The organism is Pirellulales bacterium (genome assembly GCA_036499395.1).
In the GTDB taxonomy this organism is placed as follows: Bacteria; Planctomycetota; Planctomycetia; order Pirellulales; family JACPPG01; genus JACPPG01.
In genome coordinates this window covers 145,666-160,672 of the sequence record DASYDW010000064.1, presented here as the reverse complement: position 1 = coordinate 160,672, position 15,007 = coordinate 145,666, and the positions used below count along the sequence as shown (strand labels likewise).

Annotated in this window: 14 protein-coding genes; 5 read left to right on the top strand and 9 right to left on the bottom strand. The window is 61.5% G+C overall.

The genetic code is table 11. The features are described from left to right. Positions 1-2: 2 nt before the first annotated feature. Entirely contained in the window at positions 3-788 is a 786-nt protein-coding gene (locus VGN12_11845; protein HEY4310135.1) for a hypothetical protein, read from the top strand. A gap of 103 nt (positions 789-891) precedes the next feature. After that, a complete protein-coding gene (locus VGN12_11840) occupies positions 892-2,004 on the top strand; it encodes a PDZ domain-containing protein (protein ID HEY4310134.1) in 1,113 nt (370 codons plus the stop codon). A gap of 100 nt (positions 2,005-2,104) precedes the next feature. Here VGN12_11840 and VGN12_11835 read toward each other — a convergent pair whose 3' ends face one another. Continuing rightward, positions 2,105-3,289: a VCBS repeat-containing protein gene (locus VGN12_11835; GenBank protein ID HEY4310133.1), complete on the bottom strand. Its 1,185-nt coding sequence runs from the start codon at positions 3,287-3,289 to the stop codon at positions 2,105-2,107. A gap of 380 nt (positions 3,290-3,669) precedes the next feature. Between VGN12_11835 and VGN12_11830 the strand changes: the two genes are divergently transcribed. Next, the gene (locus VGN12_11830; protein ID HEY4310132.1) at positions 3,670-4,323 is read left to right on the top strand and encodes a DUF6655 family protein; all 654 of its coding nucleotides are present in this window, start codon (positions 3,670-3,672) and stop codon (positions 4,321-4,323) included. Positions 4,324-4,413: 90 nt separating this feature from the next. On the opposite strand, the gene VGN12_11825 is transcribed toward VGN12_11830, so the two are convergent. The 3 genes from VGN12_11825 to VGN12_11815 are packed head-to-tail and all read right to left on the bottom strand — an operon-like array spanning position 4,414 to position 6,417. After that, on the bottom strand, positions 4,414-5,349 hold the full coding sequence (locus tag VGN12_11825; GenBank protein ID HEY4310131.1) for a hypothetical protein: 936 nt from the start codon (positions 5,347-5,349) through the stop codon (positions 4,414-4,416). Positions 5,350-5,359: 10 nt separating this feature from the next. Next, positions 5,360-5,896, bottom strand: a complete 537-nt coding sequence (locus tag VGN12_11820; GenBank protein HEY4310130.1) for a hypothetical protein — start codon at positions 5,894-5,896, stop codon at positions 5,360-5,362. Then, complete coding sequence (locus VGN12_11815; GenBank protein ID HEY4310129.1) at positions 5,893-6,417, bottom strand: RNA polymerase sigma factor; 525 nt, start codon at positions 6,415-6,417, stop codon at positions 5,893-5,895. The genes VGN12_11820 and VGN12_11815 overlap by 4 nt, the downstream gene beginning before the upstream one ends. 292 nt (positions 6,418-6,709) lie before the next feature. Between VGN12_11815 and VGN12_11810 the strand changes: the two genes are divergently transcribed. Next, positions 6,710-8,104, top strand: coding sequence for a sigma-54 dependent transcriptional regulator (locus VGN12_11810; GenBank protein HEY4310128.1), 1,395 nt, complete (start codon positions 6,710-6,712; stop codon positions 8,102-8,104). 350 nt (positions 8,105-8,454) lie between these two features. After that, positions 8,455-8,793 carry a P-II family nitrogen regulator gene (locus VGN12_11805; GenBank protein ID HEY4310127.1) on the top strand — a complete coding sequence of 113 codons (339 nt, stop codon included), beginning with the start codon at positions 8,455-8,457 and terminating at the stop codon, positions 8,791-8,793. A 115-nt stretch (positions 8,794-8,908) separates the two neighbouring features. Here VGN12_11805 and pckA read toward each other — a convergent pair whose 3' ends face one another. The 5 genes from pckA to VGN12_11780 form a co-directional block, all read right to left on the bottom strand. Then, a complete protein-coding gene (gene pckA, locus VGN12_11800; GenBank protein HEY4310126.1) occupies positions 8,909-10,513 on the bottom strand; it encodes a phosphoenolpyruvate carboxykinase (ATP) in 1,605 nt (534 codons plus the stop codon). Positions 10,514-10,691: 178 nt separating this feature from the next. Further along, complete coding sequence (locus tag VGN12_11795) at positions 10,692-11,261, bottom strand: HD domain-containing protein (GenBank protein ID HEY4310125.1); 570 nt, start codon at positions 11,259-11,261, stop codon at positions 10,692-10,694. Positions 11,262-11,375: 114 nt separating this feature from the next. Beyond that, positions 11,376-12,995 carry a tetratricopeptide repeat protein gene (locus VGN12_11790; protein HEY4310124.1) on the bottom strand — a complete coding sequence of 540 codons (1,620 nt, stop codon included), beginning with the start codon at positions 12,993-12,995 and terminating at the stop codon, positions 11,376-11,378. Positions 12,996-13,129: 134 nt separating this feature from the next. Then, positions 13,130-13,957 carry an ABC transporter permease subunit gene (locus tag VGN12_11785; GenBank protein ID HEY4310123.1) on the bottom strand — a complete coding sequence of 276 codons (828 nt, stop codon included), beginning with the start codon at positions 13,955-13,957 and terminating at the stop codon, positions 13,130-13,132. Beyond that, on the bottom strand, positions 13,947-14,837 hold the full coding sequence (locus tag VGN12_11780; GenBank protein ID HEY4310122.1) for an ABC transporter ATP-binding protein: 891 nt from the start codon (positions 14,835-14,837) through the stop codon (positions 13,947-13,949). Before VGN12_11780 ends, VGN12_11785 begins: the two co-directional genes overlap by 11 nt. Positions 14,838-15,007: the final 170 nt, after the last annotated feature.

The following is a 15,007-nucleotide window of genomic DNA, read 5'->3' as shown; positions in this document are numbered from 1 at the left end:
CAATGATCAAGCACGAACAAGAATTCACTCCCGACGAACTGCGACAGCTCGACCGTTTGGTTGACGGCGAGTTGGGCGATCAAGAACGGCGGCAACTGCTCGCCACACTCGACACGCGGCCCGACGGCTGGCGCCGCTGCGCGCTGGCATTTCTCGAGGCGCAAACCTGGGAGCAGGAGCTAGGCAGCTTTGCAGTGCCGCCGAAATCTGTGAAGCCAAAAGTCGCGGATGTCGCCGCGCCGGTGGCGGAATCGACTGTGACGAGTTTCGAATCGAAACCAACGGTCGAAGCTTCTCCGAGCCTCTGGTGGAAAGCGACGAACGTGAGCCTGCCGTGGGCGATGGCCGCCACGTTCCTGTTGGCGTTTGGGCTGGCTTGGACAATTCGCTCCCCCGAAGCCCGGCAATTGGTCGGCGATTCCGACACGGGTGCGCCGGTCGTCACGAAATTGGCGACGGCCGATCCGCTGCCGCGCAATACCGCGAAGAAGGCTGATGCAGCTACTGACACAGGTCGTTTGGACACGGTCAAGCTCGTAATGGATGACGGCGCGCGTGGTCAGCGTGAAGTCGAGCTACCGATCGAATCCACAAGCGCTGACGATGCCTGGCTGACACAGCGCGAACCGATCGTGCCGCGCGAATTGCGGCAGGCCCTGGAGCGGATGGGACATCGCGTCGACGAGCGGCGGCAGTTTTTGCCAGTGCGCCTTGACGACGGTCGGCAGTATGTCGTGCCCGTCGACCAGGTCGAGTTCACGCCGGTCAGCGCCGCTGTTTACCACTAAATCCGTGTTATTGCGCCGAACCGCGGGGCTGCCGATTGGTTGGCCCGTTGCTGAAGATTAATTGAGGTACTACGTGTTCCGCCATTGTGAAAGGACAAATCCTATGGCACTCCCCACTTTGCGAACAAATTTGCTGCGCCTGGCGAGCCTGGCCGCCATGCTGACAATCGCCACGGTTGTACAGGGGCAAGAAACGCTTACGAAGGAATACATGCTGGGCGTGAGTTGCGCACCGCTCACCGAGGACCTGCGCGACGAATTGAAGATCGACGAAGAGAAAGGGCTGGTCGTCATCGACGTGATTCCCGACAGCCCGGCGGGCAAAGGGGGAATGCAGAAGAACGACATTCTAGTGTCGGTGGGTGACAGGCCGCTGGCCGAGGTCGCGGATTTGATCGCGGCGGTTAGCGCCGCCGGCGGAAGCGAGATAACCATTACCCTGGTCCGCGAGGGGGAGCGGCAAGACGTCGCCGTAACGCCGAGGAAACGTCGCGATATCAACTTCAATCTGCCAGTTCCTGGCGCAGGAACGCCGGTGGGTGTGCAGATCATCCGGCCGGGGCGCATGTTACCGCCACGGATGGCGCTGATGATGCATCATCCCGATCTGCCAGACGATATGTCGGTGACGATTCAGAAACGCGGCAAGGAGCCTGCGAAAATCAAGGTCGAGCAAGGAGACAAAACATGGGAAGTGACCGAAGGAACGCTCGACCAGCTTCCCGAAGAAGTCCGCCCGCATGTCGAGCCGATGGTGGGACGCCTGGCGATCAAACTGCCGGCAGGCGTTGGCGATGTGTTGACGTACGTGCCGAATTCCGACGAACTGCACGAGCACGTTCGCAATGCGCGTGATGCAGCTCGCACCGCAGGTCGCGAGGCCGAGCGGGCCGCCGCCGAGGCGCGCCAGGAAGCCGACGCCGTCACCCGTGAAGCGCAAGAGCAGGCTCGCGACGTGACACGCCAGGCGCGGCTGAAAGTTGTCGAGCTGCGGCGCTCTGCCGAAAAGGCCGCTCGCGATACGGCCGACGATGCCGTCGATCGCGGCCTGAGCTGGCTCGATAAACAACTGGACGAACGCTTCAACCAATTGGATCGTCGCATCGACGAACTGCACGGCATTGTCGATTCACTTCGCGGCGAGAAGATTCTTGTGCCGGATCAGGACGCGGCCGAGAAGCCAGCGGAGAAATCGGCCGACAAGCCGAAGGAATAGCCACATCGTAGCGAGAAGCAAAAATAAGGCGGCGGCCGTTTCGGCATGAGAGCCGTCGGCCGCCGCTTTTTTGTTTTCTCGCGTTGACGAGTGTGCGGAGCTATTTGCGCACTTGTTCGAAGTAGTTCGTCCCCTTCTTGTTCGACGTGGCGATGTCTAACAGTCCATCGCCGTTGATGTCGGCCACATCGAATTGCGTGCCGACGCCGCTGTCGTTATCGATTTCATGCGGAATCCAGATTGGCTTGCCATCCTGGCGCGTCAACTCGAACCAATAGACCACGGCCGGTGCGTCGGGATCGACGTCCCCCTTCGGACCGTGCGCCCAATAACGCTTGCCGGTGACGAAGTCGGGCAAGCCGTCGCCATTGATGTCGGCCATCATCAGGGCGTGCGTCTGCGAAAAGCCGCGATCGATCAGGTGGGTCTTCCAGCCTTGCGGCGATTGTTCGTGCCACCAGATGCCCAGCTCGTGTCCGGCCGAGGTGAGCACGTCATTGTCACCGTCGCCATCGAAGTCGTAGACGTACATCTGCGCGCAGTTGGCGCCGAGATCGGCCGGATGAAACTGCCATTCGCCTTGCGCTTTTTCCGCCGGTGGCGATTCCCACCAACCTTCACGAACGACCACGTCGTTGCGGCCATCTAGATTCAAATCCCCCACGCCCAGTCCGTGGATGAACTTGCCGGTACAAGGGGCGCCTTTGGCCGAGATGGCTTGGATCGGCCACAGCCCATGTACGTCTGCAGCCGGCCGGCGCGCGATGCCCATCCAGCGATCGGGTCCGTCGGGATTGGCAGGGTCGGTCGAGTATCCCATCACCAAGTCGCGGCGTCCGTCACCGTCGACGTCGAGATACGTGGGACTTTCGTTGTTCGTCACGGGAGTAACGATGTTTCGCTTCCAAGGGCCACCGGCCGATTGCGGATTCTCGAACCACCAGGTGTGTTGGCCCGGGAAATCGACGACCAAGAGATCGGTCCAGCCGTCGCCATTCACATCGTCGGCGAAGTTGCAAAAGCTGTTGCTGTAGTTGTGCGGGTCGTATTCCGTTGGATTCTCGATGACCGGATGCATCTTCCAATCGGGCGCGGCGAAATAAACATAGCCGGCCGAGATATCCTTAATCCCGTCGTGATTGAAGTCGCCGATCGAGGCCCCTTCACTACGAAACTTGCTATCGATTTGGGTGCGTTTGAAGCTGATCTTGGGCGCCTTGTCCGCGGCCGCGCCGTTCGAAATTAAGACGTTGAAGCATAAAGCTGCATAGAACAAACTCGCCATCGCCATTCCGCCGCGCATCGAGTCACCTCGCAAGTACATAGACCTTTCAGAAAGACCTCTGGCCACGAACACCAACCAGGGCCGGAGTTGCTTGCAAGTCTAACGTGCCGGCAACGCGGGCGATAGCACGCGAAACGCCGCGAAAATTGCCTCGGGAAGGCATCTGGTCGGGCGGTCTTCGGATGCCTCAAAGCGAAGGTATGTGACTCGATGGCCCGCTAGCGGCATGTGCTTGCGCACCCGCACGGAAAAATCGCGTCAATCGATCCGGCCACACGGCCGATACATGGAATACCGCACCTCTGGCGCGCTGAATTTTTGCGCGCCGCCGATCCTGCCTGACTCTCCTTCCGTCCTGTCATTCCTGCCGAGGCCGCGCCATGAAGTCGCGTTGCTGGACCTTCGCCATTGCAGGCACGCTGAGCGTGCTTGCCGGTTGCGTCACGACAAAGCAAACCGACACCGCGCGCACCGGCGTCGAGCAGTTGCTGCTTTCAACGGCCACGGATCAAGCGCTCGACAAGATCGACCTGGCTCCGATCGCCCGTGCCAAGGTATTCGTCGATACGCAATACCTGGATTGCGTGGATAAGAACTACGTCATTGTCTCGCTGCATCAGCGATTGCTGCGACAAGAGTGCAAGCTCGTCGAGAAGCGTGAAGACGCCGAAGTGGTCGTCGAAGTCGGTGCTGGCAGCCTGGGCACCGATCGTACGGAATGGTTCGTCGGCGTTCCCGAAATTCCGCTGGCCATGCCGTCGCCGATTTCGATTCCCAAGCTCTCGGTCTTCACGCGCACCAAGGCGATCGGCACGGCCAAGCTGTGCGTCGTCGCTTTGGACGTGCAAACGCACCAGGCCGTAATTAATTCGGGCTATTCTCTCGCGCGCAGCGATCAGAGAGACTGGAACGTGCTAGGGATCGGAAGCGTACAGACCGGTACTGTGCCGAAGCAAATCGAAGATTCGACGGGTGAGAGTGAGACGCTGAAGCTCCCGTCGAACATCGCGCAGAAAGCAACTTTGAAGCGCTAGCGCAAAAAAAGAACCCCCCTCGTCTCCGAGGGAGGTTCATCTGGTTGTTGCAAACGCGCGTTGACCTGATGCCACGATGCATCGCGCGGCCTAAAATCCCAGGTCCGAATTCTCGCCGACCAGTTGCTCGACCCGTTGCTTGATTAGAGAATCTCGCGAGCTGGTTCGCTTGTCGATCGATTCGCGCAAACGCTTGAGCTGACGCTCGAGGCGTTCCAATTCGAGCTGTCGGCGCTGCTGACGCACTTCGAATTGCTGGAGCACGACGTCTTCGAGGTCGCCACGCAGTGCGTCACGGTCGCTGTCGCTCGTCGTCGCTCGATAGCGGACCGTGATGTCTTGAGAGCGCGCTTCTAAGCGCGCTTCGGCCGTGTCGAGCTTTTCCATCTCGGGGTCGCGCGGACGGGGACCCGAGGGATGCGGCGCATACGGCGACATCGGGGGGTGTGGCGGCCTCGCCCCGTAAGGTCCAGGGGGCGGAGGAAGTGGTGCCCCTAGGCCATCACCCGGTTGCCGCGGCGGAGGAGGGCCATCAAGTCGCGGACGGGGAGGCGGCCCCGGCGGCGGCATGGGATCATCCGGACCCCGCTCGAAACCTCCTGGAGGCGCGTATGGGCTATCTGCGGCCGGCCGAACGGCCCGCGGCGCGTCGTCGTCAGGGGACGCTGGCTCGGCGCTCTGCACGTCGCCGGCCGCACGCAGTGCCGCACCAACGCCGGCGCGCAGTGCATCTGCCGCGGGGCGAGGTGTCCCCGGCGCGGCGCTCAAGGGCCTTCGCAGCCCACGCAGGCCGCCACCAGGCACCGCGGTTGGCGCTACTGGGGTGGCGGGCTTGGCCGCTGGTGCTGCCTTTGCGGCGGGCTTAGCCTCCTCGGCCGGCGCAGCCGGGCTCGCCGCAGCTTCCGCAGCTGGCTTGTCCGAGGACGATTCTTCTTTGGCCGCTGGAGCTGTGTCGTCGGCCCGCGCGCTATGGGCAGCGCCCAGCGCCAAGGCTATCGCGAAACAGATCAGATATCGCAACGTCATTTTGGCACTCCTAAAGTTCGCCACCCTTGATTTCCTGTTCGAACTGGTCGACTTGCGACTGAAAAAGCGCGATGCTGTCCGGCCGCTCGCGCCACTGCTTTTCGACGGTTTGCATCTGTTCGGCCAGTGACGCTGTCTCACCGGCCAATTCGTCTTCCCAAGGACTGATCTTGTAGGGCGGGTTAGCCGTCTCGATCGGAGAATCGTCGGCGATGGCGCTTTCGGGAGTCAAGGCCAGTCCCGACGGAACAAAGTCTTGCGGGGCCTGTACGGCCCTTTCAGGCAAGGCCACTGCCACGACCGTCTCGCCGCGTGGCGCTAGCATAACCCCACTAGCCAGAAGCAACAGTGATGCGGCCGTGGCCAATAGACTGGTGCCGATCACGAATCGTTTGCGCCGCTCGTGCCGTGTAATCTTGTCGAGCAATCGCGAGGTGAAAGCGCTCTCGTCGAAAGCCTGTTCGGACGCAGCCGCGAGGTGCGTAAAAGCACCCCAAGCCTCGGCCAGTTGCGGATCGTCGAGAGGATTCGGTTCCGAGTGATTCACGACGGATTCTCCACCAACAGCTTTCGCAGTGCCATCAATCCGCGGCGGGCATGGCTCAGCACCGTGTTGGTTGGGCATCCCAGAGTCTGTGCGATTTCCTGGAATTCCATATCGCCGTAGTATCGCAGTAGTAATGTGCGTCGCTGCACGTCGCTGAGGATCTCCAACGCTTCGGCCAGTTGTTGCCGGTTCTCGGTGCTCAATAGCGCCGCCAGCGGCGGACCATCAGCCACGACCGGCTCGACTTGTTCCCAATGCGCCTCGGTAATGATTCGTTCGCGTCCTGCCACCCGGGCCCGATCGCAAACCAACCGGTCCGCGATCCGCAGCAGGTAAGCACGCGGTGTGCCCTGTTCGGCGTAGCGTTCGCGGGCTTGCCAGGCTCGGCAGAATACCTCTTGCAGCAGATCGTCCACCGCGTGCTGGTCGCGGATCATGGCCGCCAAAAATCCCCGCACCGGCCGCGCATGGTCGCGGACCCATTCGGTCAGGCGCTCGGTGTGCGGGATGCGATTGGCCATGACTACAACGTTAACAACGACGTGAGGGAAGAAAAATTGCAGCCGGCAACAAAAAACGGCCAAAAGCGGACTTGTCGGCCGCCGGGCGGTGTGAAGAGTGTGCCCCACGCCCTGAGGCAGACCCCCTTTTTGCTGCGTTGTGGCCTGGGCTTGGCGTCCGGGGGGCCGATCCCCAGACAGTCCATAAACGACCGTTGACGCGGTGACTCGGCCGACGGATGCTCTATAGAAGCCGCTAGCAGCCGGGGTTGAGGCGGACCCTGCGAGCTGCTCGTTCCTCGAGGAGCTTGGGGTGCCAGAATCCCGCCTGTTGATCATTGACCCGGATCCCGCTGCGCCGGCCAGCTACGCCCAGGGGTTATCGGGCTTGGAAGGCTGCGTCCAGGTTTTCGAGCAAGATTTGGCCGCGGCCGAGCGGCGACTCGGCGACGAGTGGTACGACGCACTCATCGTATCATTGCGCCCGCCAGAGACGGCCACGCTCGAGCTGGTCGAGCGAGTTCACGGTCGTGAACCGTCGCTGCCGATCATCTTGGTCACGGATCCCGCGCTGCCCAACGGCGCGTCCACCGCGGCCCGGCTGGGCGCTGTGGAAAGCCTGTCGTTACCTTTGGGCAAAGGGGCGATGACGGCGCTCTTGGAAAGATTGCTCAAAGAGCGTCGCCGGGATGCCGAGCGCAGTTTGCTGCGCCGCCAGATCGAGCGTCCCTACAGCTTCGACGATATCGTCGGCACCTGCCCGGCAATGCGGAAGGTCTTTGAAACCATAAACCAGGTGGCGGATTCCGGCGTCGACGTGTTGGTCGTCGGCGACACCGGAACCGGCAAGGAGCTGGTCGCGCGTAGCATTCATCGCCGCAGCCGCCGCGCCGAAGGTCCGTTCGTGCCGGTCGATTGCGGCGCGATTCCCGAAAATCTCTTGGAAGCGGAATTCTTCGGCCACGAGAAGGGGGCCTTTACCGGCGCCGATCAGCGCAGCATCGGGCTGTTGGAGTTCGCTGACGGAGGAACCTTTTTTCTCGATGAGTTGGGTGAGTTGCCGCTGTTGATGCAGGCCAAGCTGCTGCGAACATTGCAGGAGCGAAAGATTCGCCGCGTCGGCGGCCGCCAGGAGAACGACGTAGACGTGCGCATCGTCGCCGCGACGGCGCGTGATCTGGACGCGATGGTCGCGCAAGGTCGATTCCGCAAGGATCTTTACTACCGCATTAACGTCGTACGAATCGACCTGCCGCCGCTGGTGGCGCGCGGCGACGATTTGGGACTGCTGGCCGAGCATTTCGCCGTGAAATACAGCCGCGAGATGAACAAGCCGGTCTCGGGCATTACGCCCGAGGCGTACCAGGTTTTTGCGCACTATGCCTGGCCTGGGAATGTTCGAGAGTTGCAGAACGTGATTCGCCGGGCACTCGCGCTTTCGACGGATGCGATGATCGGGCTCGAGGATCTGCCTGACTCGCTGGTCGTCGCGGCCGGCGCGCATAAGGCGCTTCCCGACGGGCCGGCCGGCTACTTTCGGGTGCGCGACGAACACATGGCCAAATTCGAGCGGCAGTACCTGACGGAGCTTTTGCGCCGCCACGGCGGTGAGGTGACGTCGGCGGCGCTCGAAGCGCAATTGCCGCGCGGAACGCTCTATCGACTGTTGAAGACCCACGGCATCGACGCCGGCAGTTTTCGCACGTAATTCGCCGTAAACTGCGCGCCACAGTTTTGTGACAGTCATGTGCAGCGGCGCGGCGCAGGGCTTAAATCACGATGGCGAATCATCTTGCGTAGCTGCGACCGGTGGATTTCTGCGCCGGAGCCGTCGCGCACGTAGTAATCAGCTCGCTGCGCATTTCCGCGGGCGCAAAAAATATCGGGATCGCGAAAGTGCAACGCAGTGGCGGGTTTAGCACGCGCGTCATCGCTTCGTTTGTACCCTGCGATTCTCATGGCACGCGCGTTGCTTTAAGGGATCGTGGCACCTGAAGGTTTTCGGGTGAGGCGGCCGTTGGCCGATATGTTGATTTGAGAATGAAAGAGAGCGTCGCCATGAAAAAGATCGAAGCCATTATTCGCCATTTCAAGTTGGAGGACGTCAAGAACGCCCTGACCGAGAAGGGCGTACACGGCATGACGGTCTCGGAAGTACGCGGTTTCGGCCGGCAGAAGGGGCACACCGAAACGTACCGCGGAGCGGAATACGCTGTGGACTTCATCCCCAAGGTGAAGATCGAGCTCGTCGTGGCTAGTGCCGACGCACACACCGTCGTCGACGCCATCGTGAGCAAGGCCCGCACGGGCCAGGTTGGGGACGGCAAGATCTTCGTGTCAGATCTGACCGAAGTCGTGCGCATTCGCACTGGTGAGACGGATCACGCCGCCCTGTAAGAGTCACGCATCGCACGACAGGCGGAGTATGCAGCCGCGGAGCGACGGATGGCGACCGTTGCTCTGCGGTTGCATTTTTTTGCGCTAGCAGAACTCTAGTCCGGCGCACGTCGAACTATGAGGTCGCGATTGATTGCGCGGCACGCGGACCGGCATTGCGAACTTCTTCGTCCGCGAATTGAGAATACTTGGCGAAGTTCGCCTGAAACAGGCTGATCAACTTGTCAGCCGTACTCTGATAGGCGTCGGCCGAGGACCAGGTGTTTTTCGGCTGCAGTATCGCGGTAGGCACACCCGGGCAGCTTCGCGGAATCTCCAGCCCGAATGTGGGCTCGATGATCGTCTCGGCCTGCGCCAGTTCGCCCGAGTGGATGGCGTCGATTATGGCGCGGGTGTAGGCGAGTTTGATGCGCGAGCCGACACCGTACGCGCCGCCGGACCAACCGGTATTCACCAGCCACGCTTGCGCGTTGTGACCGCGAATCCGTTCGGCCAACAGCGTGGCGTATTTCGTGGGATGCCACACCATGAATGCAGCGCCGAAGCAGGCCGAGAAGGTGACCGTTGGATCCGTGACGCCAACCTCGGTTCCGGCGACTTTGGCCGTGTAACCGCTGAGAAAATGGTACATGGCCTGGGCCGGCGACAGCTTGCTCACTGGCGGCAGCACGCCATAAGCGTCGCACGCCAGGAAGATGACGTTCGAGGGCTGGCCACCGACGCATGGGATCTTGGCGTTGGGAATGAACTCGATCGGATAACAGGCGCGCGTGTTCTCGGTGAGCGAGTCGTCGGCATAATCCGGCTCGCGCGTTTTTTCGTCGTGGACAACGTTTTCCAGCACCGAGCCGAAACGGATGGCGTCGTGGATTTGCGGTTCGGCCGCGGCCGACAGGCCGATGCATTTTGCGTAGCAGCCCCCTTCGATGTTGAAGACGCCGGCGTCGCTCCAGCAATGCTCGTCATCGCCGATCAGTCGACGATGCGGATCGGCCGAGAGCGTCGTCTTGCCGGTGCCTGACAGGCCGAAGAAGAGCGTGACGTCACCGTCGGATCCTTCGTTGGCCGAGCAGTGCATGGGAAAAACGCCACTAAGCGGCATCAGGTAGTTCATGATCGTGAACACGCCCTTTTTCATCTCGCCGGCGTATTCCGTGCCCAGGATCACGACCTCGCCCCGTTCGAAGCTGATATCGACACTGGTGCGCGACGTCATCCGCGCGGTCAGCAGGTTCGCCGGAAATTCTCCGGCGTTGAGAATCGTGTAATCGGGCTTGCCGAATCTGGCCAGCTCCTCGTGCGTGGGGCGGATCAGCATGTTGTACATGAACAACGCGTGATAGGGACGCGCGCAGATCACGCGCACTTTCAATCGATATTGCGGGTCCCAGCCGGCGTAGCCGTCGACGACGTAGATCGTGGGGCGTGTTTCCAGATAGTCGACGGCGCGCTGTAAATTCGTGAGAAACGTGTGCTCGTCGAGCGGAATATTGATGTCACCCCACCACACGTTCGGCGAGCTATCGGGATGATCGACCAGCCGCTTGTCCTTCGGGCTGCGTCCGGTCTTCGAGCCGGAGCGCGTGATCAACGCGCCCGACGCGGTGAGCGCGGCGCGATCGTGTAGGATGGCTTCCTCGTACAGCCGCGCCGGCGAGGCGTTGTAAACAAGCTTGGGATTGGTCAGGCCATACGGGTGAAGATCGACAGAGTCCGTCATCGAAAGTCTCTTCAGAAAGAAGTCGGCCGCGGGCAACCATTCCCACGACAATTGGTGCGCGTTGTCGTCTGGCTGAGCGGCCGCGCCGTTCGATGGCTCGTTAGCGACGCGGCCAGACGATGTTACGAATTGATTATCGCCAGCGAGTGCCCCGCCTAGCGCGCTTGCTGGCCGTGAACTATACCCCGGTTGGACTCTCCAGGCCAAGCTCCGGTGCAATACCCTGCAGTGCGTCGATCACGAACTGAAAGTGTTCGTCCAGGTCGACCCCCAGGTCCTCGGCCCCGCGACGGATATCTTCGCGATTGACCGCCGCCGCAAAACCCTTTTGTTTCAACTTCTTGCGCACGCTCGATGCCTGCATTCCGGCGAGCCGTTCGGGACGCATGAGCGCGACGGCGACCGCAAATCCGGCCAGTTCGTCGCACGCATACAGGGCCTTATCGAGCCGCGAGCGGCGGGGACAGTCTGTCAGATAATCCGCGTGCGACTTGATCGCATAGATCACGTGCTCGGGATAGCCGAGGCGCGCCAGGATCGCGGCCCCCTCGAGCGGATGCGCGGGGGGATCAGGCCAGCGCTCGTAATCGAAATCGTGTAGCAGGCCGACGATGCCCCACGTCTCTTCGTCCTCGCCGAAGCGCCGAGCGTAGGCCCGCATGGCCGCTTCGACGGCCAGCATGTGCTTGCGCAGACTGTCGCTGGCGGTGTACTCGCACACGAGCTGGAAGGCGTCGGCTCGATTCACTTTGACTTCGTGCGAATGACGCGGCTAACGACGGACTAACGGTTCACGATTTAGAAAACAACATACGACACTGCTCGCCAGCATCCACCGATCACCCTCGGCAGGCGGTACGACTTAGCGACGCGTGGTGTCGCCGCCTTGGTCGGCCGCGGCCGTCTGCAGTTCACGCCAAGGCTTCGACGATTGGTAACTTTCCAATTCCTTGGACAGATCGGCCTTTTGCGCCTCGTCGCCAAGCTCGAGCGCCTTCTTCGACCATTCGACGGCGGTCGTAAAGTCGCCCGTCTCGGCGTAGCCGGCAGCCAGTGTGCTGAGAATATGCGGCTGCTTGTACTCGGTCACCTCGCAGGCTCGTTTGGCCAGCTCGATGGCGCGGCTGCCGTTACGTAGGCCTTCGTCGGGGCTGGTCGCCAGGACCCAGGCCAGGTTGTTCAGGACGCCGCTGTCGTCGTCCTTGATCGTGAGAGCTTTTTCCAGGTCGGCGACCGCGTCACGATGTTTTCCCGAGGTGAGATGCAAATCGCCGCGACCGCGATATGCCATCCAGTTTTTCGGGTCAGCCTGAAGGATCTCTTCGTAGATGCGTTGGCCGTTTTCCAATTTGCCTTCCACGACATAGACCGCGGCCAGTTGCAGCGCGGCCGCTTGATCGGCCGGCTCCAGCTTTCGGGCGAGCTCCAGATCGCTCACCGCGGCGCTAAACTTCTTGGCATGGGCCAACAGCGATGCACGCTGACGCAGCGCGGGCACCAGGCCCGGACGCAGATCGAGCGCTCGATTCAGATCCTCGAGTGCTTCTTCCAAGTGATCGGGAATCGCGGCTTCGGCTCGCAACAGCAAGGCGGGAACATTTTCCGGATCGATTCGCAGGATCTCGCTGAAATCCACCAAACCGTCCTCGTTGTTGCCGGACATGACGTTGATTCGCCCACGCTGCAGCAGAATCTCGATCGAGCCTGGCGACAGTTCGAGTGCGCGATCGAGCGCCGCTCGCGCGGCTTCCCATTTTTCGTCGGTGGCCAACGTGAGGGCCTTGGCCTCGTACGTGGCTGCGTCGTCCGGTTCGAGTTCGAGCGCCGCGTCGAAATCGGCCACTGCGCCGGCCGAGTCCTTCAACGCCAGCTTCATGGCACCGCGAGTCCGCAGCGCCTTCGGATCCTTCGGCGCCAACTTTACCGCGTCGTTCAAGTCAGCCAAGCCCTGCTCGGGCGATTCTTGCAAGCCGCTGCGCAACACCAGCGCCTCGGCCTGCTTCTCAGGCTCTTCGCCGCTGAGCCGCACCAATTCGTTAATGGCTACTATCGCGCGTTTGCGATCTCCGCCGGGCAACGTCTGCAATCGGGCAATCAAAAGGTGCGCCTCGGCCACATTAGGATCGTATTGCAGGGCGCGCTCCAGATCGGCCAGGCCGATCTGTCTCATTTGCGGCCATTGCGGAGGAGGAGCGCCGCGGCCGAAGATCATTTCGCAAATCGCGGAACCGCGCTCGACCAGTGAAGCCGAGAGGAGTTGCTTGGCGAAAACTTCGTTCTTGGTGGTCAGCCCTTTATCCAGCGCGCTCTCGCACAGGGTGATCACCGAATTCAACTCGCGAATGCTGTGCGCCCCCAGCTTGGATTCGATCGCGCGATCGAGATCCTCTTGTCCACCTTCCTTCTCCTCGACGGCCCACGCGCTGGTCGCGGCAAGGATCATCAGGGAGAGAAAGCTCGCGGCTCGAACGGACGCACGCATAATGTAACTCCCTCAAATAGCGATTCTGTGACCGTCCCTGGCACAGTCTCCAGGTTCCCTAACCCCTATTATGCCCGCAATCGGTATTTGACGCTATCCGAGTCCTACGGCGTAAATGCTGGCGTACTAGCAGTTTATAGTGGGGCCGGTAAATCGCGTTGCGAGAAGATCGCAGCGGCCACCACATAACAGGCCAGTCCGATGCCGATCAGAACGCCGTCATATCGCACCGATAGTGCCCAGGCCTGCTCGGCGTCGATCACCAGTGCCTGAGGCTCGCAGGCGGTGCCAAACGTCAAATACATCAGCCACGAAAAACGGTCGACTAGGCGGCCGATGACCTTAAAAACCAACTGCACCACATAAAAACCGCCGACTACGCCGATCGTGCGCCAGCGATGATTGTCCGTCGACGAGACCAGGGTGCTGACGCCTGAGAGAAAGAACATCATCGCGAACAGGTTCACGGCGCCGGGCACGAACGTGGTCCAATCGACGTGCTCGCTCAGCGATACCGTGGCCAGTCCCATGCAAGTCCCCAGCAGCACTGCCGTGGCCAGAACGGCCGAGCCGAGCGTCGTGACCGCGGCTTGCGTGGCCAGCACCGAGATGCGGCGTACCGGCTGGGCCAGCAGCATCTCCATTGTTCCGCGCCCGATTTCACCGCTTACGGCGTCCGAGCCGCGTCCGACCGCCCAGATCGTGGTCGCGAACAGCACTACCGGGTCGACGTAAGCTGCCGAGATGCGACCGACCGGTGTCGCGACGCTGGCAAACGGAACGCCTGATAATTTTTCGAAGGCCGGCGGCAGCGTTTGCAAGAATACGCCCAGCGGTCCTAGATCGATCAAGCTCGATAAATACACAAAGAGCCAATTGAAGCCGAACAATAGCGCGGTCAGAAACAACAGCAATAGCCGCGCATCGCCGATCGCTTTCCGCCACAAGGCCTTATTGCCCATCACTCACCTCGGCCCCGTGAAAACGATCATAAATCGAGCGCAGACGAAACGGCTCGATGCGCACCTCGGCCAAGGGCAGCGTGGCCAGCCAACCCAACAGCGGCGAAAGCTCGCCGGGCGTTTCGATACGAACCGAATCGGGGCCGTCGTAATGGATTTGAATTTCGCCAGCCAATCGGGCAGGTACTGGCGGCAAGGCGGCCGTGAATCGCGCGGTGATGCGGTGCTGGCGCAGCAGTTCGCCCATGGCTTGCGTATGCACGAGCTTCCCCTTGCGCAAGATGCAGACGCGGCTGCAGGCGTCTTCGACTTCGTCCATCACGTGCGACGAAAAGATCACGGTCCGTCCGGCCTGTTGCGCTTCGCGAACGATCGCCACGACGTCGCTACGCACGGTGGGATCAAGATTTGCTGTCGGCTCGTCGAGGATCAACAGTGGCGTGTCGGCCGCCAGCACCGCCGCCAGGGCCAGTTTCTGCCGCATGCCTGTCGAGAACGACACGACTTGCCCCGACAGGTCAAGTTCCAAGCGTTCGGCAAAATCTAGCGCCCGGCTGAGGTCGGATTCGCGTCGCACTTCGCAAAAGAAACGCAGTACCTCGCGGCCGCGCATCTGACCGAATAGGCGCGCGTCACCCGGCAGATACGCCACGCGATGATGAACGGCCACACTCTGGTGGTAGCAATCCAGCCCGTCGATCGTGGCCCGCCCGCCGCTGGGGCGCAGGTATCCCATTAGCAGGCGCAGCAGCGTAGTTTTGCCGGCGCCATTGGGGCCGAGCAGGCCGAGGACTTCCCCCTGCGGGATCTCCAGGTTGCAGTGGTCCAGCGCAGTCTTGGGACCGTAGATCTTGGTCAGTGCTCGAGTTTCGACCAGCACGCGGACCATCCTTGAGGACATCGGCAAATGTCACGAGCGGCGCGATGCCGCAAACCGGAAAGGGCCTTACATTGTTGACGTGCGCACGAGCGGTGACAAGCGGGCAATCTGAGCGTGGCCCGCCGGAACGCGTTGCGATAAACTCGTGCGAGAATGGATACTCGTTCGTA